The sequence below is a fragment of the Anoxybacillus amylolyticus genome (assembly GCF_001634285.1).
Lineage (GTDB): Bacteria > Bacillota > Bacilli > Bacillales > Anoxybacillaceae > Anoxybacteroides > Anoxybacteroides amylolyticum.
Window position 1 is genome coordinate 1,922,785 of the sequence record NZ_CP015438.1, and the last position, 18,933, is coordinate 1,941,717.

Here is an 18,933-nt window from a genome sequence, read left to right on the forward strand (position 1 = left end):
ATTTGCAAAGTAATGTTGTCCAGCTGGTTTGAAATATTGCTTTATGTTATAATTGTTATAACAGTTATAACGAAGAGGTGAGACATATGTTACATGCAGATCGGAAAGTGTTGAAAATCGGAAACTCACTAGGAGTTACTTTTCCTATTGAATTTCTCCAAAAACTTGATATTCATCAAGGAGACGAAATACAGATGGAGCTTGAAAATAACCAAATTGTAATAAAGAAAAGTAACAAGGTGAACTTGCCAAAAGGCATTTCGAAAGACTTTTTTGACGTGTTGAATGAAACGATCGAGGAGTATGACGAAACGATTAAGGGGCTTATTGATCGGTGAGATATGTAACAGTGGAGGAGATTATTGCGATGAACCTCTTCATTATTGAAAAATATTCACCTTGCGAAATGAAGGGGGTAAAAGAACAATCATTATTGGAATCTGCCGTGTATCGCCCACAACAAAGTGTGTTTGGCGAAGATGCTTATCCTACTATTTTTGAAAAAGCAGCCGCATTGTTTGAGTCTTTGGCAAAAAACCATTGTTTCCATAACGCAAACAAACGAACAGCTTTTGTCGCTCTTATCCAATTTTTGAAATACAACGGTTATCGGTTTGTGATGCCGCAAGATGAGGCAATCGAGTTTGTTGTTGATGTAGTGAATCATCGATATTCCTTTAACCAAATTGTCGCTACAATTAAAGAATACACGGTTGAGTGTTAGGTTTGGTACATCTTCTAACGCTTGATATTATTCACGTCGATGAAAATAGCAATGGAGGAATGGAAATGACCTATGTTGTGGATTTTAAAAACGTATCTACGGTTGGTTTAGAATCTTCGCCTGTAGCAGAAGCTCTTGCCGGGTTGCGTGCGAACGAAGCCCGTTATTTTATGAACAAATACAAGCATGAATTTACAGTTGTATCGGCGAGCGAAAGTCAAGAGACGATTGATTATGTAAATCGAATTTTAAAAGAAGAACGAGGCATTGAATTTGCCGCCAAACCTTTAGAAACCGTCGCGACGTTAAAGCAGGTGAAAGGGAATGTCACATCCCACAAAGTGCAAAGCATTGCACGTGTTAAACCTCTACCAAAAACAGAGTAACCGAGAATGCATAGTCTCGTTTGTTTTAAGGCAAACTTTGAATAAAACAAATGAGGTGAACCAATGAAACGTATTGTCTGGGTCGTTACGTTGGCGCTATTTGTCCTCACGGCATACAGCCAGCCGCTAACGGTGCGAACAAAACAAATCAAATACACAAACGAGTTGATGGAAGTCGATTTAAACATTCCAATCTTATCAGGAGCGACTAATCAAGCGTTTCAGCGAAACGTCAATCGTTTATTAAGAAAGCAGTCTATTGATTTAAAACGTGAGGTCGAAAAACAAGCGCGGGAAAATGCAGTCCTCAGTAAAAAACAAGGCTTTCCATATCGACTCCATTCAGCGGTAAGTAAGTTTACGGTGACATACAATAAAAACGGGATACTGAGCATCCCTGTCACACTCTATAGCTATACAGGTGGCGCGCACGGAATGACTATAAAAGTGCCAAATACGTTTGATTTTACTACAGGAAAACAGCTACAACTTAGCGATTTATTTAAAAAGGGAAGCGGTTATAAACAAGTGATTGTTAATGGAGTCATGTCACAAATCAAAAAAGAAAATGACGTGTATTTCGACAATGCAATCGATGTCGTGAAAAACATGCCTGACAACCAGCCGTACTACTTGACAAACAACGGCATCGTCGTTTATTACGGCCTATACGAAATCGCCCCATACGCCGCAGGTATTCGAGAATTTCTCATCCCATTTTCTGCTTTACAATCCTATATGAGAATAAAAATTAGCTAGTGCGGTCTCACTGTGCTAGCTTTTTTACGCTCCGAAACACATAACCTCCCCATTCCGTTAGCAAACTCTATTTGATGCTTAGAGAGCTACAAATTTGTTCTAAAGGATTGAACGCGAAAAATCGCCTTTTAATACGATTTTCTCGTTTTGATTTTTGCATTAGAAAGAGGCAGTGATCGCGGTTCGGTTCTTTTCTTGCCGAAAGTTAGTTCAGGTGGATTGTTTTCTCTCACTCTTCTCTCACGATTTTACATGAAGTAGTGACAGAAAACAGTGCTTTACATTTTCCGTCCTAGGGTAAGAGAACAAAAAAAGAAGACATTTTTACTTGCTTATATAAGTATATTGTTATATGGTGATTAACGAATGGAGGGGAGCAAATGCAACAAACGGTTGTTCATGTAGAGGAAATGGCAAGTATTTTAAAGCTGTTAGGCGATCGCACACGTTTGTCGATTATGGCGCTGTTGAATAAAAACGATCGCTGTGTCTGTGAACTTGTCGAATTGTTTCAGATGAGTCAACCAGCCATTAGCCAGCATCTTCGCAAACTAAAAGATGCAGGACTAGTGAAAGAAACGCGAAAGGCGCAATGGATTTTTTATTCGGCAAACAAAGAGCATGCGTTATATTCATTCATTCAAGCGATTTTATCTTATCTTCCAGAAGAAAGAAAAGAAACAACCCAATTATGTGAGTGAGGGGTGATTATTTGCTTTCTGTTGTATTAGCATCATTGATTTTTCTTATCACGTTAGTGCTCGTTATTTGGCAGCCGAAAAATTTATCGATCGGTTGGTCGGCCTGTGGCGGTGCGTTGCTGGCATTGCTCGCAGGAGTCGTTGATCTTCATGATGTCGTCGCTGTAACAGGGATTGTTTGGAATGCGACACTTGCTTTTATTGCGATTATTATCATTTCTTTAATTTTAGACGAAATCGGCTTTTTCGAATGGGCAGCGTTACATATGGCAAGAGCAGCCGATGGAAACGGCCTTCGAATGTTTATTTTTGTTGCAATTCTTGGAGCATTAGTGGCGGCGTTTTTTGCCAATGACGGAGCAGCGCTTATTTTAACGCCGATCGTGTTGGCCATGGTGCGCGCGCTAAAATTTGATGAAAAGCATGTGCTTCCGTTCATTTTAGCGAGCGGCTTTATTGCTGATACGACTTCGTTGCCGCTTGTCGTCAGCAACCTCGTCAACATCGTATCTGCCGACTATTTCCATATTGGATTTGTCGAATATGCAGAGCGAATGATCGTACCAAACCTTTTCTCGCTCGGTGCAAGTATTCTCGTGTTATATCTTTACTTTCGAAAAAACATTCCGCGACAATATGACGTATCGCATGTAAAAACACCGAAAGAAGCGATTAAAGACCAAACGATGTTCCGCCTTTCATGGGGCGTGCTAGGGATTTTGCTCATCGGCTATTTTATTAGCGAATTAACAAGTATTCCGGTATCGTTTATTGCCGGAGCTACTGCTATCTTGTTCTTATTCATCGGGCGAAAAAGCCCAGCCGTTCACGTCAAACAAGTGGTGAAAGGCGCCCCGTGGGCCGTTGTCTTTTTCTCGATCGGCATGTATGTGGTAGTATATGGGTTACGAAATGTCGGTCTAACAAACGTCCTCGCTGATGTGATTCAAGCAGCAGCGGACAAAGGGCTTTTTGTCGGAACGATAGCTATGGGTTTTCTTGCGGCGATTCTTTCCTCCATCATGAATAATATGCCAACCGTCATGATTGATGCGCTTGCCATTGCAAGTACACATACAACCGGCATTATTCGCGAAGGGCTCATTTATGCCAATGTCATCGGTTCTGACTTAGGACCGAAAATTACGCCGATTGGTTCGTTGGCTACTCTTCTTTGGTTGCACGTTCTTTCGACAAAAGGCGTAAAAATTACGTGGGGAACGTATTTTAAAACCGGCATTATTTTGACGATTCCTACGTTGTTCATTACCCTTGTCGGACTTTACCTATGGTTAATTATCATCTAAAAAGGAGTCGATTCAGATGAAAAAGAAAGTGATTTATTTCTTATGCACAGGAAACTCTTGCCGTAGCCAAATGGCAGAAGGTTGGGCAAAAAAATATCTTGGGGACGAATGGGAAGTATATAGCGCTGGCATTGAAGCGCACGGCTTAAATCCAAACGCAGTAAAAGCGATGAAAGAAGTGGGAATTGATATTTCAAACCAAACATCTGACGTCATCGATCCAGACATTTTAAACAATGCCGATTTAGTCGTGACGTTATGCGGGCATGCGGCTGACCATTGCCCAGTTACCCCGCCGCACGTGAAACGTGTGCATTGGGGATTTGACGACCCAGCGAAAGCAGAGGGAACGGAAGAAGAAAAATGGGCTGTTTTCCAACGCGTCCGCGATGAAATTGGCGAACGAATTAAACGATTTGCCGAAACAGGAGAATAAGAAAAAGCCGAGAGAAACCGTTCTTCTGGTTTTTGTTATTTAATGCGGTGAAATATATTCCGTCATCGCTTGCTGCTTTGTTGTTATATTTAAACCCAATCTTTGTCAACGTTTTTTCGTTTTTCATCAATCAAGAAAAATTGACGAAACAAATCATCATAGCGATTGTAGTCTCTTTGGCGGGCATGTTGCTTGTGTTAGGGGCTCCAGTAGGAAAGGAAAGGTTCATCTGCTTGGCATCGTGTTAGCCGTTGGAGCAGCGATGATTTACTCCGTTTATATTATTCTTGGAAATAAAGTGACCGCACACGTTCCACCTATTACAGCGAGTGCCTACATCGCGCTCTTTGCCGCTTTGTCTTTTTTTGTATGGGGAATTGGTTCGGGAACATTACATTTTCAATTTGACGTGAAAGGGCGGCTTCCGATTATTGGAACCTCGTGCGTTTCTAGCGTTTTAGCCATGCTGACATTTTTTGCTGGAATGAATATCATCGGTCCGACAAAAGCCGCAATTGTAAGCATGATGGAGCCGGTGATAACGTTTTCTTCTCTCGATGGTATTTTTGCAGGAAAACATGTCCTTCATCTAAATGATCGGTGGACTCATTGTTTTAAGTGGCGCTATGCTCGTTGCCATCGGAAAGGAACAAAAGGACGAGAAAAAAGAAACAGTAGCCTCCATCAGCGCATGATGGAGGTCTTTTTTTGCAAAATGGCAGGAATATCGCTCACTATTATCTAATGGTTCATCACCACAAAATGTACTTGACGAACACGTAATGTTGTGAAGCAAGGGATACCGCTTATCGTTTATTTAACTTTCATTTACAATTATGTATAAACAAGTATCAAGTCCGCTTTTATTAAAAAATCAAGCACAACTTTTGGTGAAGAGCCTATCTAATACCAATAATGTGTTTGCATGGTAACAAGGAGGAATAAAAAATGAGAAAAGCGATTGTTCTTGGTGCATCCGGTGGGATGGGATATGCGTTGGTCCAAGAATTGGCATCAAGAAAGATGCATGTTAAAGCCTTTGCACGTTCACAAGATAAGTTGCAACAATTGTTTGGAACTATGGCGGATGTAGAAATGTATACAGGAGATGTATTTCGGCAAGACGAACTGATAGAGGCATGCAAAGATGTTGACCTAATCTTTCATGCTGTCAACATCCCTTATCTTGAATGACCTAAGGGTCATCCAGCAATAATGGAGAATGTTCTGAAAGCCGCGGAAAAGAATGGGGCAAAGGTCGTTTTTGCAGACAACATTTATGCTTATGGTCGAAGCCCAGGGAAAAAGGTAACAGAGGATACACCTAAAAATCCTTACACGAAGAAAGGGAAAATTCGTTTGCACCTGAATAACATGCTTAAAGAAGCACATCAGAAAGGAGTTCCCACTCTTATTTGTCATTTCCCGGATTTTTATGGACCTAATGCAGAAAACACCTTAATGCATTTCACCCTAAACAGTATGCTCTCTGGTAGAAAAGCCCGATATGTGGGTCGTATGGATGTGAAACGGGAATTCATCTATACTCCCGATGGAGCCAAGGCGATGGTAGAGCTATCCCTCCGTGACTCCGCTTATGGAGATAGTTGGAATATCCCTGCTTACGATGTCATTTCCGGACATGAAATTATAGAAATTGCTAGAAGAACTACCGGGTATTTCAAGAGAGTTTCTACAGTAGGTAAGAGAATGATTGCTTTTTTAGGGCTTTTTCATGAAGGAATGAAAGAAATGGTGGAGATGATGTACCTCAATGAGGAACCGGTGGTGCTAAGCGGAGAAAAATACGAGCGGGAAATAGCCCCCTTGCCAAGAACCACATATGAAGAAGGAATCCAACGAACCATCGAACATATGAAACAGAAAAAGTAGTCACAAAAGCTGAAATTAGAGAGAAAAAGTGTAACGAGAGAAATATGTGAAACGAGGAACGATTGTGATAAAAAACATCAGCTGCTCAGGTATCACTGACCGAACAGCTGATGTTTCTAAGTTACTAAAACAATTTTTCCTTCGTTGGCTGCAGCATTCGAAACATCGGCAACATCAAGAAAATGCCGAACACAAATAGCGCAGCTGACATTTGATAGATTACGACGAGCGAAAGCTGTTCTTTTAGCATCCCCGACAAGCTCATCGTTATAACCGTCGCTCCCATAAATAGCGGGGTCAAAATACCATTCACTCGACCGCCGAACGACTCTTCCGTATGATTCATCTTAGCACCGACCAAAAGGCGAATGTATGTTCCTGTTTTTGTATTATCCTTGATGAGAAGAAATTTGTCAAGCCTTGCATGTTATTAATCGAAATACTGATTTTGTATTTAGAAGGGAATTGAAATTTAACCGCGAATACATGTAAAAAAGGGGGAGAGGAAATGATTATCGAGATGGAAAATGTTTCTTTTATTAGAGAAGACCGTGTCATTTTAGACCGTATTCATTGGAAAGTGCAAGAAAACGAGCAATGGGTCATTCTCGGGTTAAATGGTTCAGGAAAAACGTCGCTACTTAATATTGTATTAGGCTATGAGTACCCATCAAAAGGAGAAGTTTCTGTATTAGGGCACCGATTTGGAAAAACGAATTTGCCAGAGTTGCGCAAACATATCGGATTTGTAAGCAGTACGTTTGAACGCTTTCAACCCACGTTAGAATCTGAAACGGTGGAAGAGGTGGTTGTTAGCGGAAAATTTGCTTCGATTGGGCTGTATGAGCCTGTCACAGACGAAGATCAGGAGCAAGCCGAACAATGGATGGATTTGTTTCGAATCGGTCACTTAAAAGGAAAAGCGTATCGGACATTATCCCAAGGGGAAAAAAGAAAAGTGCTGCTTGCTCGAGCACTAATGGCCAAACCAAAGCTACTCATACTAGATGAACCGACCGTAGGATTAGATATGTTAACACGAGAAGAACTATTAGCACTAATTAAAGACGTTATCGCGACAAAAATATGCCACGTGTTATATGTCACGCATTATGTTGAAGAAATCATCGAAGAAATGACCCATGTTTTATTATTAAAAGATGGGAAAATCGTCGCGGCCGGACCAAAAGAAAAACTACTCACCGACGATTATTTATCAGAAACGTTTCAAATGGTCCTACACGTCCGTTGGGAACATAACCGGCCATGGATATCTATCAAAAACATCCCTACACTTCAGCGGCTAGGAAAATAAAAGAGGACGACGGGCATGGAATAAAAGGGAAAGGAGGGAAATTTCACTTCAATGACCGTAAATAAGCCAACAAATATAATAGAAAAATTGCAAGAGCGATTGAATCACCGGTTCACGGCTTTGGAAGAAGACATCCTTCATTTTATAAGAGAAGAACTGTCGTCGTTGGAAATCACATCTGAACCTTTTTGCACGGTAAGGGACGTTTGGAACGATATAGAGCCGTATTCTTTCGATGAAAATTTGTCCAATCGATGCGAAGAGAAAATACAAGCGTTTCTTTACGAGCTACTTGCTGATTGCGTAAAAGAATTAGGAATGGATGAAGTACGTACATATCTCATAAACCAAGGATGGACAGATGAAGTAGAAGCAATGGACATAGAAGATTGGGGGCTGCTTGCTTTACTCGGTTTAACGGGTGTATTTTTGTACAACGTTTGCTTTTTCATCGCGACAAAATATGCCCCGATCGTCAAAAGCTCGTTAGTCATTGCGGTAAACGCCCCGTTAATTACGCTATTTGCGGCGCTATTTTTGAAAGAAAAAATCACCGCTAAAAACATCGTCGGTTTAGTGATGGCGCTGTTTGGGGCGGTATATATTATTACGAACGGGCATCCGTCAATTTTGCTGGAGCTTGGCGTTGCGCCGATTGATCTTGTGTTAATTGGCGCTTGCCTTAGCTGGAGCATCTATTCGGTTGTTGGGAAAGTCGTCATGAAAAAATATAGCCCGCTCGCGGCAACAACGTATGCCACAGGTTTTGGTACGCTTTTTTTGGCACCTTTTGCTTTGTATTACACGTCATTTGCTTCCGTTAAAGCGAGCGGCTGGGAAGTATGGCTAAGCATTTTATATGTCGCTGTCATCGTTTCGGTCGTTAGTTTCGTATGGTGGTATAACGGCATTCAAAAAGTCGGTGCGTCCACGTCTTCTATTTTTATTAATGTGATGCCCATCTCGGCTGCGGTGATGGGAACAATTTTCTTTGATGAGCAATTAACACATGTTCATATCGTCGGTGCGTTATTCGTCTTCGGTGGGACTTTGTTTAACATGTACAGCAAGCAACAGAAAAAAGAAGCACCGTCTAAAGAAAACATTACGGCATGATGGAGGGGCTATGCTACAAATAAAACGACTAGCGGAATGTACGTTAGAAGAAGCGGTGCGTGCTTGGAACGCTGGATTTGAAGGGTATTATTTTCCGATTCAACTGACGATAGAAAGCTTTTTGCATCGATTAGTAGGAGAAGGGCTTTCTCCTTCGTTATCCATTATTGCTTTTCATCATGATGAGCCAGTTGGGATTATGTTAAACGGTATTCGCGAATGTCAAGGAATAACCATGGCTTGGAATGGCGGCACAGGAGTAGCGCCTTCGTTTCGAAAAACAGGAGTTGGAACGGAGCTAATGAAAACAACACTTGACATTTATGAACAAGCAGGCGTCGATTTTGCCACATTGGAAGCGATTAGCGAAAACGAGCGAGCCATTGCGTTATATAAAAAGTTCGGATATGAAATCGTGGATGAACTGGAATATTTACAATTTCAAGAAGCCGTACCACGTTTACTAGACACCGAAACATTTCAAGTGGAAACGACCGTCCCGCAACAAGTAAGCCATCTTCCGTTTTATAAAGGGTTACATCCATGGCAAACGCAATGGCAAAGCGCAAAAGATGGCGAGGCGCTTCTTGTAAAAGACGAACAAGGGGACGACATCGGGTATGCCTATTATCGCCGCGTTTTTGATGGAGCAGGTAAGCATGAAAAAACGATTTTATTTCAGTGCGAAGCTCATCCTGCAAGGGACGATGCGGAACTGATCCTTCGTTTGTTGCTTACAAAAATTTTCAGCGATTTTTCAGATAAGGTCGTAAAAGTAGTACCGAACGTTCCGATTACCCATTCGTCGGCCACTTATTCCCTTTTAAAAGAAATCGGCTTTCAACTAATGGTCAAACAAGTGTGGATGCGAAAGCAGATATGAAAAATGAGCTGTTGGGCTTGTTCCAACAGCTCATTTTCGTTCTAGCTATTCCTTTCCGAGGGAAAGTTGCCACGATACACCGTATCGGTCTTCTACCCATGCAAACTTTTTGCTAAATGGATAGGCGCCTAGCGGCACGAGCACTTTTCCGGATTGGGAGAGCTGTTCAAAAGCACGGTCCAGTTCTTCTTCCGTATCACACGTGACACATAGCGACATCGCGGGCGTAAATTCGTGATGATCGACGTGGTTATCAATCACCATCAACCGTTGCCCTTTTAATAGAAATGTCGCATGAAACATCATTCCGTTTTCTGGATGCACGATCTGTTCGATTTCCGCTGGAGAAAAAACGGACGTATAAAAACGAATCGCTTCTTCCGCCTGCCCAGAAAACATAAGGCATGTCATAACTTTTTGATCCATAAATTCATCACAACCCCTCTATAATGATAAAACAAAAAGCGAATATATGTTCTTTTTTTAATTATCGTCAATTCACAATTCGTTGTCAATAGTAGAGTCTTTTTACTAACTTGACTATGTACCTTGGTACAAGGTTTATACTTGAATTGGAGGTGATTGCGTGTATCGGATTAGCGAACTAGCAAAACGGTGTGGAGTGAATAAAGAAACGATCCGCTATTATGAAAGACGGCAGCTACTCCCACTACCTGCGCGAACAGAAGCGGGATATCGTTTATATTCAGAAAGAGATGTAAAGCGCGTCCAATTCATTAAACGTCTGCAAGAACTAGGGTTTTCGCTGACGGAAATTCATCAGCTGCTTGGCATTGTCGATCAAGATGCAGAAAGATGCGCAAATATATATGAGTTTGTATCGAGAAAAGTGGGAGAGTTGCAAAGGCAAATCAAAGACTTACAGCGAGTAGTATGTGCGCTACAGGACCTACAAAACCGGTGCCCTGACGAAAAAGCATTATACGCGTGTCCGATGATTGAATCATTAATAGGGGAGGAGCGGTCAACATGAAAACGTATACCATGCACATCGAAGGAATGACGTGCCCGAGCTGTGAAAAACATGTTGCCTCTATTCTTGAGCAAATCGGCGCAAAACAAATTACCGTTAGTTTTCATCGCAAGGAAGCGGTATGTGAACTTTCTCCTACCAATATTGAAGCGGCAAAACAAGCCGTTGTAGCAGCTGGTTATCAACCAACAAAAATAGCGGAAATCGAAACGAAAGAAGAAAAATATGACTACATCATCATAGGCTCTGGTGCTGCAGCTTTTGCTTCTGCCATCGAAGCAAGAAAGTACGGCGCAAACGTCGCGATGATCGAGCGGGGAACAGTAGGAGGGACATGTGTCAATGTTGGTTGTGTCCCTTCTAAAACATTGTTGCGGGCAGGGGAAATCAACTACCTTGTGAAAAATCATCCGTTCGCTGGGTTGCATATGTCTATAGGGGCGGTCGATTTGGCAGCATTAATCGACCAAAAAAACGAATTAGTCCACGATCTTCGTCAAGCGAAGTATGTGAATCTCATCGACGAATACGGCTTTACGTTCATTCAAGGCGAAGCTGCATTCGTCGACGAAACAACAGTGGAAGTAAATGGTGGAAAATTATCAGCGGACCGCTTCCTTATTGCAACAGGCGCTTCCCCAGCCATCCCGAACATTCCAGGACTTGCAGACGTTGATTATGTCACAAGTACGACGCTGCTCGAACGAAAAGAAGTGCCAAAGCGACTTGCGGTGATCGGTTCCGGTTATATTGGCATGGAATTGGGGCAACTGTTCCATCATCTCGGTTCTGAAGTCACGTTGATGCAACGAAGCCCACGGCTATTAAAAACGTACGACCGAGAAATTTCTGAAGCGGTGACACAAGCACTCATCAATCAAGGCATTCGTCTCCTCACAGGAGTATCCTTTGAACGTGTCGAACAAGACGGAAACATCAAAAAAATATATATAGAAATCGATGGAGAAAAACAGGTGGTCGAAGCGGATGAATTGCTGATTGCTACTGGGAGAACACCAAATACGGCGACATTGCGTTTAGAAGCAGCTGGGGTGAAAACGGGTTCGCGTGGCGAAATTGTCGTCAATGACTATTTACAAACGACGAATCCGCGCATTTACGCCGCAGGAGATGTCACACTCGGCCCACAATTTGTCTATGTGGCGGCATACGAAGGGGCGATCGCCGCAGCGAATGCGATTGGCGGCCAAAACAAAAAAGTGCATCTCGAATCCGTTCCAGCGGTGACCTTTACTTCTCCCGCTATCGCAACGGTTGGGTTGACCGAACAGCAAGCAAAAGAAAGCGGCTACGAAGTAAAAACGTCCGTCCTGCCGCTTGAATCCGTTCCAAGAGCGATTGTCAATCGCGAAACGACCGGTGTGTTTAAATTGGTCGCGGATGCGAAAACAGGAAAATTGTTAGGGGCACATGTTGTTACCGAACATGCGGGAGAGGTCATTTATGCGGCGACACTAGCGGTCAAATTTAGGTTAACAATAAACGACCTTCGCGAAACGCTCGCTCCGTATTTAACGATGGCAGAAGGATTAAAACTAGCGGCTTTAACGTTTGACCAAGATGTCGGAAAATTATCTTGTTGTGCGGGGTAAAAGCACTGTAAGCAAAATGCTGCAGTGCTTTTTTTCATAAACACAAAGAAAAAACAAATACTAACGAAAAAAGGGGGCGTTCGCTTGTTTCGTGATTTAGACTGGATGACCTACTTCATGATTATTCTCGCTAGTTATCGGTTGACGCACTTGATTGTTTTTGACAAAATTACAGAGTTTCTTCGCAATCCGTTTATGAAAGAAGAAGCTGTCACCACGAACGGCCATACGGAGGTGAAAAAAGTACCGAAATCAAAATTCGGATATTTATTAAACTGCTATTGGTGCGCCGGGGTTTGGAGCGCTATTTTTATTGCTCTTGGGTATATGTTTATCCCAACGGTCGCCAAGCCGCTCATTTTTATTTTTTCCATCGCCGGCGCCCAAGCAATGCTCGAAACATTTGTCGGTGTCGGTACGAAACTGATCGATTTTCTTTCCGAAGCGAAAAAACGAATGGAGTAACCGGTGTCAGAAACGACACCGGCATCTCCTTTACTCGTTCTTTTTCTCTAATACTTGTTTTAACAAATCGCCTAAACTTGTACCAAATGAATCGTTTTCCGCGCTATATTTTTTCAATAACGCCCGTTCTTTTTGTCCAAGTTTTGCTTTTTTCTGCTCTTCGGCTTTTTCAATGACATTGCAAGGGCGACATTGGAAGTAGACACCTGCTTTTCCTTCATGAATTTCCATCCGTTTTTTGCATTGTGGGCAGCGCCGGTTCGAAAGCTTTGGATCTTTTCGTTTCCGGAATCGGCATGCCATATTCGAGCATACGAGCATGCGTCCTTCTTTTGTCGAGCGTTCTTTTAAAAACGACCCGCACTCTGGACACATCGAGCCGGTTAAATTATGGGCGCGATACGTTCGTTCGCTTTGTTTTATTTCCGCCACTAACCGCTCCGTTTGCTTGCGGATGTTTTCGAGAAAAGCTTTCGCATCACCGTTTCCGCGAGCAATTGCTTCCAATTCTTTTTCCCAACGTGCGGTCAATTGCGGCGATTTTAGCTCCTCATTGACTAGTTCAATCAATTGCTTCCCTTTTGGTGTCGGATAAAACCGCCCGTTTTTTCGCTCGACCGTTTCTGTTTCGACGAGTCGCTCAATAATGTCAGCGCGCGTCGCTGGTGTACCTAGCCCGTATTTTTCCATTTGCGACAAAAGGTCTGCTTCGGAATAGCGAAGAGGCGGCTCAGTTAATGCTTCTTTTTTCTCTAACATAACAGAAACCGTTTGTCCTTTCGTAAACGTAGGGAAGGTCGCTTTCTCTTCTTGCTTTTCTAGAACGTGCCGAAACCCTGCGTTCACTACTTGTGTTTCGCGCGCGACAAACGCTTCGCCGTCGATATCAAAAACAACATGAACGGTTTCATATTCGCACGCCGGATAGAAAAGCGCTAAAAAGCGACGAGCGATTAAGTCGTATAGTTTTCGTTCATCGGCAGAAAGCTTGCCGATATCGAGCCGCTCTTCCGTCGGGATAATCGCATGATGGTCCGTTACTTTTTCATTATTAAATACCCGTCGAGCCACCACATTCCCTTTATTTTTTAAAAGCAGAGCAATTTCATCTAGATATCCAGATTTCATTCCCTCTAGCCGCTCAAGCATCGTAGTTTCCATATCTGTCGTTAAGTAGCGCGAATCGGTACGTGGATAGGTGACAAGTTTGTGCTGTTCATATAGCCGCTGTAACACGCTTAACGTTTTCTTCGCGGAAAAACCAAACCGCTTGTTTGCTTCCCTTTGTAATTCGGTTAAGTCGTAAGGAAGCGGCTGAACTTCTTTTTTTGCTTTTCGTTCGACGGAAATGACCGTCGCTTGCTTGTTTTTTAGTTTTTTATATAGTTGTTCTGCCAGTTCTTTTGAAAAAATCCGTTTTTCCCCGTTACGCTCCCAAGAAACAGCAACTGACCCGATTTTAGCATGTATCGTCCAGTATGGCACCGGTTTAAACGACTGAATTTCTTTTTCCCGCTCGATCATCATCGCAAGCGTCGGCGTCTGGACGCGGCCTGCGGAAAGAGGCTCATTATATTTGGTGGTTAATGCTCTTGTCACATTTAAACCAATGAGCCAATCGGCTTCTGCGCGGCAAACGGCAGATGCGTATAAACGGTCAAATCGCTCCCCAGGTTGTAGGTGTTGAAACCCATCGCGTATCGCTTGATCGGTTTGCGACGAAATCCAAAGGCGAAGGAGCGGTTTTTTCCATTGGATCTTTTTTAAAATCCATCGTGCGACGAGTTCGCCTTCCCGGCCGGCATCGGTGGCGATGACGCAGTTTTTAATATCTGGACGTTTTGCTAATGTCTCGATGGCGCGAAATTGATGGCTCGTTTGTCGAATGACGTTGAGCCCCATTTTTTCTGGAATAATCGGCAAATCTTCTAGCCGCCACGTTTTATATTTTGGGTCATAATGTTCTGGCATTTTTAATTCGATTAAATGCCCAAGCGCCCATGTGACAATATATTTCGATCCTTCAAAGTAATGTTTATGTTGTTCCCGACAACCAAGCACGCGGGCAATTTCCCGAGCCACACTCGGCTTTTCGGCAAGAACAAGTGATTTCATCCTATTTTCCTCCCAAGCACAAGACTACTTGTTCAGTATAGCGGAAAGGGGAGCGGTTTGCATCTTTCGTATTTCAAGAGAGCAAAGAAGTGTGATAAAATGGAAAAAAATACGACGAGGTGGGAAGGAATATGGCAACGATTGAAGATTTTTTAAAACTAGAGATTCGTATCGGTACAATTATGAAAGCAGAGCCGTTTCCGGAGGCGCGCAAACCAGCAATCAAATTAGAAATTGATTTTGGCGAACTCGGCATGAAACGCTCTTCCGCACAAATTACGCGGCGCTACGAACCGGAGCAATTAATCGGACGGCAAGTCGTCGCCGTCGTCAATTTTCCGCCGCGGCGCATCGCAGGCTTTTCATCCGAAGTATTAGTTCTCGGCGGCATCCCGGAAGAAGGAGATGTCGTTCTTTTACAACCGGACGCGCCTGTGAAAAATGGAACGGTGGTGGGGTGAGGTTAAAATAAGGAGTGTGATGTAATGTGGATAGAACCGTTATTTTCATAAGTTCTGTTGCGCAAGATGCCCTTTCCGCTATAAGAAATAGTGTATTTGAAGAGTTAAAAAAGATGGGACATGAGCCCATCCGTTTTGAGGAAAGCATGCGATATATTCACCGAGATGCTATTCGTACTTGTTTGGAATATGTATCTAGAAGCGATATTTTTTTACTGTTTATTGCAGATAAAGCCGGAACATTTCTAGAAGACGAAGGAAAAACAATTACTCACTTAGAGTTTTTACGCGCTTATCATGAGAACAAACATATTATTATGTACGTTCATGATGTAGTTCTTAATACGTATTTTCATTCAATCAGACCACAAATAAAACAATCGATCACGCATTATTTGAGTGAACATGGTAAAGAGCCAGATTCGCTTGCGAAGCTTATTAGTGAAAATGTCAAAGAACAAACTCATGTTGCTGAGAATTACATATGGTATTTTCTTTATGATGCGGAACAAAAAGGGATATATTTCGAAAAATGCTCGTTAGGTATAGAAGCGATCTCCAATATAAAAAGCTATCTTTCGGCCCTTTTCAAAGAAAGCCTTCAATATTTAAATATTCGTTCTGAAATCGAACGAAGCTTAGAGCACGTAGAATTATATGGAGATTTTTATGAATTATCCCTTGAGTTGATAAGTTTATTACACAATGGGCAAATTACAAATTGGAGGAGGTTATTAGCGCTTTTACGATCCAAGATGGTTGGTTGTAATATCTACTCCTCAAATACAAAGTATCAACAAGAAGCGGTAGGAGCACTAATGGACTGCAGGGCGGTAACTCTTTATGAAAAAAAAGGAGGACAGATGATTTGTATAGAATATGATGGATTAACGACCCCTGAAAACTTTTCACTAGATGATCCATCTTCTTATGTTTCTCAAACATATAATGACTCTAATCATGATGAGAAATTATACTACTCATTAGAAAAAAGAACGTGCTATTTCCTGTTTAAAGCAAAAAACTACGTATTTTGTTTTCATCTTCCATTATTAGGAGAATGGGATCAATATAAACTGCAGACTTACCAAGATCACATATTTAATGCTATACTTGAATCAAAGGGATATTCTTACTGTTACTTCACTAAAATGTTACTGGGAGGTCTTGCGAATGAACAAGTATAAAGAAAATGTGATACTCATCGCCTCCGCGCCATATGGATATGGAAAAAAAATTGTCACAAATCGACTTAATCAAATGAAGCGTGATCATGCTGAATTGCAAAATAAGCTTTCCAAAATAAAAAGCTCTTCACGCAACTATAAATGACCCTAATCATATCCATACGTAGAATAACCTGTTTTAATCAAGAAACGAATAATTCCCCGTTGCTAATACGCAACGGGGTTTTGTTTTTTTTAAAAGAGAATAAAATGAACAATTGAAACTATTTTTCTAAAAATAACTTGACATTATATGGTTTTGTTAGTAAATTATAATCAAAGAAACGAACAATATATAAAAAGAGAGAAAAATGAACAAAAGGATGTGGTTATATCTGGTGGTTTGTCTACACAAAAGATTTGCAGAGTGAACGTTTAGACCCATATTTTTATCAAATCGAATTGGAATTAAAAAAACACTTGAAAAATAAAAGAACGACCCCTTTACGGATGTTATGCGAAGAAATTACAGATGGAACAAGAAATGCAACGGAGTTTGTTGATTATAAGACGAATGTTCCTTATATCCGCTTATCAAATATTGAAGGTGGTAAATTAGTTCAGAAAGAGATGAAATACTTATTTGATTTAGAGGGGATTGAGGAAAAGGCCATTGTTAGAAAAGGGGACATTTTAATTTCGAAAATCATTTCGCTTCCAAAATTAGCTCTTGTTGATGAGGTGTATGATGGAGCGGTTATTAGCCCCGATATTATAAAAATTCGTCCGAACGATCAGCAGACACAAGAGAAACTAAAGAGATTTTTTTCTTCAGATATCGGGATGCTTTCACTAAAAAAAATGGCTGTCCCGTCTATATTGCCGAAAATTTCGTTAAAACAGTTAGGGGATTTAGAGATCGTAATCGACGAAGAAACTGAAGAAGGCATTCGTAGCGAACAAACCAATTTAAAACAAAAGCTGCATAGCTTATATGAACTTGAGTTCAATCACATCAACAAATCACTGCCAACAGAGTTTTGGGTTGAAAATCAATTTTTAGTGGAACGATTGGATGTTAACTATTATCGCCACTATACTTCAGATGCTTTCAAACTATTGAAACATAAAATCAAAAATGAACAATGGGTGCAGTTGAAAGACATTTGCGAAATCGTGACATATACGGTGAGTCCAAAAGATTTTCACAACAAAGAAATTCGTTACATTGGTTTCAAAAATATCGAGGCTAATTCGTGTCGTATTGCTTTTGCAGAAACTATATCGTTTGAGAAAGTAAAAAGCCGCGCTCGTTATGTACTGAAAGAAAACGACATACTTCTAGGAGTTGTTGGATCGTATATCGGAGAAGAAAACCACCCCTTAGCTTTTGTCACGAAAGAGTATGAGGGGGCACTGGCGTCAAGTGCTTTTATCGTTTTACGTAATTTTAAATATGGAGCTGCATATTTATTGTGGTGTTTGTTTCATCCTTTAGTGCGTTCTCAACTAAAGGCCACGCGAAGAGGGCAGTTACAAATGATAATAAGTATCGAGGATCTCAAAAGAATTTACCTCCCGGTTGAATCACCCGAAAAGATTGCTTTGATTGAAAATGTGGTAAAAAAATTCTTTTATTAATCGGAGGGATATAAAATGAGGTTACCATCGTTATACGGATTTTATAAATATTATTTTAATTATCCTTTGGAAGGGAAAAAGAACTATGCGTTGGCAATAAGAGAGGTAGAAAAGCAAATTAGTGATGCTTTTGACTTAAGAGATGAATCGTACATTATAGATTACGAACATCAATCGTACCCTAGACAGCTCACCATTTCTTTTTTGAAGAAACTCTATCAGCTAATGAATGACTATTATGAACAACCTATTTTTGAACTAGATTATCACAAAAATAGTATTCACCTTCCAAAGGAGTTGCTTACTAGCCGTATACAACTAGATATTGATTTTGGGTACTTTTACGATCGTAATGCGAAAAAAATTATTCTGCTTGAGTATGGTAAATTGAATGAAGTTTCTCGATGGATTCCTGTTTTTAAAACGTTGGTAACCTCATTTGAACTAACTGCTACGCTCCCACCAAATCTTGAAACGATTGTATTTTGGGATTTATCAAAAGGACTTATTCACGAAGAAGATTATACTAGTGCGACTACTGCGCCTATGGAACAAATTCTCAAAATTGCTAGGAAAATAGTAAATGAAGGAGGGGTTAAATGATTTTATATGAATACTTACAAACCCCAAAAACAATCGAACAACTTGTGACGATTGCGCATGAAAATGAGTTATATTGGAATCAGGAACAGATGGAACTGTTTGTGCGGTTAGATCCGAATATTATTCAAAATGAAGCGGGATTTTGGACGGTTAAACAAGATGAACGGCGACAAACCATTTTAACAGCAATTGAGCGGGCGTTACAAGGACGCGCGCTCACAAAAATCGATCCCGATGTTTTCGCCCAGCTTCCTGCTGATGTCATCGTTCCGCAAAACGAAATTATTGATGTGGCAATTAGTAGTGGAAAATATGAATCACCGCGGGAAAATTTACTTCGTGTCAAACGATAAAC

At 41.3% G+C, this 18,933-nt stretch carries 22 protein-coding genes and 3 pseudogenes; 22 read left to right on the forward strand and 3 right to left on the reverse strand.

Annotation, left to right across the window (positions count from 1 at the left end; translation table 11 throughout):
- The first annotated feature begins 86 nt into the window (after positions 1-86).
- The 10 genes and pseudogenes from GFC30_RS09810 (at position 87) to GFC30_RS09850 (ending at position 6,206) form a co-directional block, all read left to right on the forward strand.
- Positions 87-338 carry an AbrB/MazE/SpoVT family DNA-binding domain-containing protein gene (locus GFC30_RS09810; RefSeq protein WP_066324878.1) on the forward strand — a complete coding sequence of 84 codons (252 nt, stop codon included), beginning with the start codon at positions 87-89 and terminating at the stop codon, positions 336-338.
- A complete protein-coding gene (locus GFC30_RS09815; protein ID WP_084256279.1) occupies positions 335-724 on the forward strand; it encodes a type II toxin-antitoxin system death-on-curing family toxin in 390 nt (129 codons plus the stop codon). Before GFC30_RS09810 ends, GFC30_RS09815 begins: the two co-directional genes overlap by 4 nt.
- Positions 725-789: 65 nt before the next feature.
- Positions 790-1,020, forward strand: a pseudogene (locus GFC30_RS09820) (phage tail protein); the annotation flags it as partial.
- A gap of 153 nt (positions 1,021-1,173) precedes the next feature.
- Positions 1,174-1,869 (forward strand): DUF3298 and DUF4163 domain-containing protein, encoded by a 696-nt coding sequence (locus GFC30_RS09825; protein WP_066324880.1) that lies wholly within the window; start codon positions 1,174-1,176, stop codon positions 1,867-1,869.
- A gap of 380 nt (positions 1,870-2,249) precedes the next feature.
- Positions 2,250-2,570: an ArsR/SmtB family transcription factor gene (locus tag GFC30_RS09830; RefSeq protein WP_066324882.1), complete on the forward strand. Its 321-nt coding sequence runs from the start codon at positions 2,250-2,252 to the stop codon at positions 2,568-2,570.
- Positions 2,571-2,581: 11 nt separating this feature from the next.
- Positions 2,582-3,877, forward strand: a complete 1,296-nt coding sequence (locus GFC30_RS09835; RefSeq protein ID WP_066324884.1) for an arsenic transporter — start codon at positions 2,582-2,584, stop codon at positions 3,875-3,877.
- Positions 3,878-3,893: 16 nt separating this feature from the next.
- Positions 3,894-4,313, forward strand: a complete 420-nt coding sequence (gene arsC / locus GFC30_RS09840; protein WP_066324892.1) for an arsenate reductase (thioredoxin) — start codon at positions 3,894-3,896, stop codon at positions 4,311-4,313.
- Positions 4,314-4,345: 32 nt separating this feature from the next.
- Entirely contained in the window at positions 4,346-4,561 is a 216-nt protein-coding gene (locus tag GFC30_RS17480) for an EamA family transporter (RefSeq protein WP_409978484.1), read from the forward strand.
- A gap of 14 nt (positions 4,562-4,575) precedes the next feature.
- Positions 4,576-5,058, forward strand: coding sequence for an EamA family transporter (locus GFC30_RS09845; protein WP_238583488.1), 483 nt, complete (start codon positions 4,576-4,578; stop codon positions 5,056-5,058).
- A 203-nt stretch (positions 5,059-5,261) separates the two neighbouring features.
- Positions 5,262-6,206 (forward strand): annotated as a pseudogene (locus GFC30_RS09850) (SDR family NAD(P)-dependent oxidoreductase).
- A gap of 124 nt (positions 6,207-6,330) precedes the next feature.
- Here GFC30_RS09850 and GFC30_RS09855 read toward each other — a convergent pair.
- Positions 6,331-6,552: pseudogene (locus GFC30_RS09855) on the reverse strand (MFS transporter); the annotation flags it as partial.
- Positions 6,553-6,714: 162 nt separating this feature from the next.
- Between GFC30_RS09855 and GFC30_RS09860 the strand changes: the two are divergent.
- Genes GFC30_RS09860 through GFC30_RS09870 form a run of 3 tightly spaced genes read left to right on the forward strand, consistent with a single transcriptional unit; the run spans position 6,715 to position 9,520 of the window.
- Complete coding sequence (locus tag GFC30_RS09860) at positions 6,715-7,521, forward strand: ABC transporter ATP-binding protein (protein WP_066324896.1); 807 nt, start codon at positions 6,715-6,717, stop codon at positions 7,519-7,521.
- Between the two features lie 51 nt (positions 7,522-7,572).
- On the forward strand, positions 7,573-8,637 hold the full coding sequence (locus tag GFC30_RS09865; RefSeq protein ID WP_238583490.1) for a DMT family transporter: 1,065 nt from the start codon (positions 7,573-7,575) through the stop codon (positions 8,635-8,637).
- 10 nt (positions 8,638-8,647) lie between these two features.
- On the forward strand, positions 8,648-9,520 hold the full coding sequence (locus GFC30_RS09870) for a GNAT family N-acetyltransferase (protein WP_066324899.1): 873 nt from the start codon (positions 8,648-8,650) through the stop codon (positions 9,518-9,520).
- Positions 9,521-9,565: 45 nt separating this feature from the next.
- Here the strand turns inward: GFC30_RS09870 and GFC30_RS09875 are convergent, their stop codons facing one another.
- The gene (locus tag GFC30_RS09875; protein ID WP_066324901.1) at positions 9,566-9,946 is read right to left on the reverse strand and encodes a VOC family protein; all 381 of its coding nucleotides are present in this window, start codon (positions 9,944-9,946) and stop codon (positions 9,566-9,568) included.
- 160 nt (positions 9,947-10,106) lie between these two features.
- Between GFC30_RS09875 and merR the strand changes: the two genes are divergently transcribed.
- From merR to GFC30_RS09890, 3 genes are all read left to right on the forward strand, one after another.
- Positions 10,107-10,514 carry a mercury resistance transcriptional regulator MerR gene (merR, locus tag GFC30_RS09880; RefSeq protein WP_066324903.1) on the forward strand — a complete coding sequence of 136 codons (408 nt, stop codon included), beginning with the start codon at positions 10,107-10,109 and terminating at the stop codon, positions 10,512-10,514.
- The gene (gene merA, locus GFC30_RS09885) at positions 10,511-12,127 is read left to right on the forward strand and encodes a mercury(II) reductase (protein WP_066324904.1); all 1,617 of its coding nucleotides are present in this window, start codon (positions 10,511-10,513) and stop codon (positions 12,125-12,127) included. Before merR ends, merA begins: the two co-directional genes overlap by 4 nt.
- A gap of 84 nt (positions 12,128-12,211) precedes the next feature.
- Entirely contained in the window at positions 12,212-12,592 is a 381-nt protein-coding gene (locus tag GFC30_RS09890) for a DUF1360 domain-containing protein (protein WP_066324905.1), read from the forward strand.
- Between the two features lie 30 nt (positions 12,593-12,622).
- On the opposite strand, the gene GFC30_RS09895 is transcribed toward GFC30_RS09890, so the two are convergent.
- Positions 12,623-14,707 carry a DNA topoisomerase III gene (locus GFC30_RS09895; protein ID WP_066324907.1) on the reverse strand — a complete coding sequence of 695 codons (2,085 nt, stop codon included), beginning with the start codon at positions 14,705-14,707 and terminating at the stop codon, positions 12,623-12,625.
- Between the two features lie 131 nt (positions 14,708-14,838).
- On the opposite strand from GFC30_RS09895, the gene csaA reads away from it, so the two are divergent.
- The 6 genes from csaA (at position 14,839) to GFC30_RS09920 (ending at position 18,931) form a co-directional block, all read left to right on the forward strand.
- Positions 14,839-15,168, forward strand: a complete 330-nt coding sequence (gene csaA, locus GFC30_RS09900) for a chaperone CsaA (RefSeq protein ID WP_066324914.1) — start codon at positions 14,839-14,841, stop codon at positions 15,166-15,168.
- Between the two features lie 26 nt (positions 15,169-15,194).
- Positions 15,195-16,355 carry a DUF4062 domain-containing protein gene (locus GFC30_RS09905; protein WP_066324916.1) on the forward strand — a complete coding sequence of 387 codons (1,161 nt, stop codon included), beginning with the start codon at positions 15,195-15,197 and terminating at the stop codon, positions 16,353-16,355.
- Positions 16,342-16,500, forward strand: coding sequence for a hypothetical protein (locus tag GFC30_RS17205; protein WP_169807002.1), 159 nt, complete (start codon positions 16,342-16,344; stop codon positions 16,498-16,500). Before GFC30_RS09905 ends, GFC30_RS17205 begins: the two co-directional genes overlap by 14 nt.
- Before the next feature lie 254 nt (positions 16,501-16,754).
- Positions 16,755-17,975 (forward strand): restriction endonuclease subunit S domain-containing protein, encoded by a 1,221-nt coding sequence (locus GFC30_RS09910; RefSeq protein ID WP_066324918.1) that lies wholly within the window; start codon positions 16,755-16,757, stop codon positions 17,973-17,975.
- A 15-nt stretch (positions 17,976-17,990) separates the two neighbouring features.
- Positions 17,991-18,578 carry a hypothetical protein gene (locus GFC30_RS09915; RefSeq protein WP_066324919.1) on the forward strand — a complete coding sequence of 196 codons (588 nt, stop codon included), beginning with the start codon at positions 17,991-17,993 and terminating at the stop codon, positions 18,576-18,578.
- Positions 18,575-18,931 (forward strand): hypothetical protein, encoded by a 357-nt coding sequence (locus GFC30_RS09920; protein ID WP_066324921.1) that lies wholly within the window; start codon positions 18,575-18,577, stop codon positions 18,929-18,931. The genes GFC30_RS09915 and GFC30_RS09920 overlap by 4 nt, the downstream gene beginning before the upstream one ends.
- Positions 18,932-18,933 lie beyond the last annotated feature (2 nt).

What these genes read in the sequence shown, in the direction of transcription:
- GFC30_RS09810 (WP_066324878.1), top strand. Translation starts at nt 87, where the DNA reads ATGTTACATGCAGATCGGAAAGTGTTGAAAATCGGAAACTCACTAGGA.
- GFC30_RS09825 (WP_066324880.1), top strand. Translation starts at nt 1,174, where the DNA reads ATGAAACGTATTGTCTGGGTCGTTACGTTGGCGCTATTTGTCCTCACG.
- GFC30_RS09830 (WP_066324882.1), top strand. Translation starts at nt 2,250, where the DNA reads ATGCAACAAACGGTTGTTCATGTAGAGGAAATGGCAAGTATTTTAAAG.
- arsC (WP_066324892.1), top strand. Translation starts at nt 3,894, where the DNA reads ATGAAAAAGAAAGTGATTTATTTCTTATGCACAGGAAACTCTTGCCGT.
- GFC30_RS09845 (WP_238583488.1), top strand. Translation starts at nt 4,576, where the DNA reads ATGATTTACTCCGTTTATATTATTCTTGGAAATAAAGTGACCGCACAC.
- GFC30_RS09860 (WP_066324896.1), top strand. Translation starts at nt 6,715, where the DNA reads ATGATTATCGAGATGGAAAATGTTTCTTTTATTAGAGAAGACCGTGTC.
- GFC30_RS09865 (WP_238583490.1), top strand. Translation starts at nt 7,573, where the DNA reads ATGACCGTAAATAAGCCAACAAATATAATAGAAAAATTGCAAGAGCGA.
- GFC30_RS09870 (WP_066324899.1), top strand. Translation starts at nt 8,648, where the DNA reads ATGCTACAAATAAAACGACTAGCGGAATGTACGTTAGAAGAAGCGGTG.
- GFC30_RS09875 (WP_066324901.1), bottom strand. Translation starts at nt 9,946, where the DNA reads ATGGATCAAAAAGTTATGACATGCCTTATGTTTTCTGGGCAGGCGGAA.
- merA (WP_066324904.1), top strand. Translation starts at nt 10,511, where the DNA reads ATGAAAACGTATACCATGCACATCGAAGGAATGACGTGCCCGAGCTGT.
- GFC30_RS09895 (WP_066324907.1), bottom strand. Translation starts at nt 14,707, where the DNA reads ATGAAATCACTTGTTCTTGCCGAAAAGCCGAGTGTGGCTCGGGAAATT.
- csaA (WP_066324914.1), top strand. Translation starts at nt 14,839, where the DNA reads ATGGCAACGATTGAAGATTTTTTAAAACTAGAGATTCGTATCGGTACA.
- GFC30_RS17205 (WP_169807002.1), top strand. Translation starts at nt 16,342, where the DNA reads ATGAACAAGTATAAAGAAAATGTGATACTCATCGCCTCCGCGCCATAT.
- GFC30_RS09915 (WP_066324919.1), top strand. Translation starts at nt 17,991, where the DNA reads ATGAGGTTACCATCGTTATACGGATTTTATAAATATTATTTTAATTAT.
- GFC30_RS09920 (WP_066324921.1), top strand. Translation starts at nt 18,575, where the DNA reads ATGATTTTATATGAATACTTACAAACCCCAAAAACAATCGAACAACTT.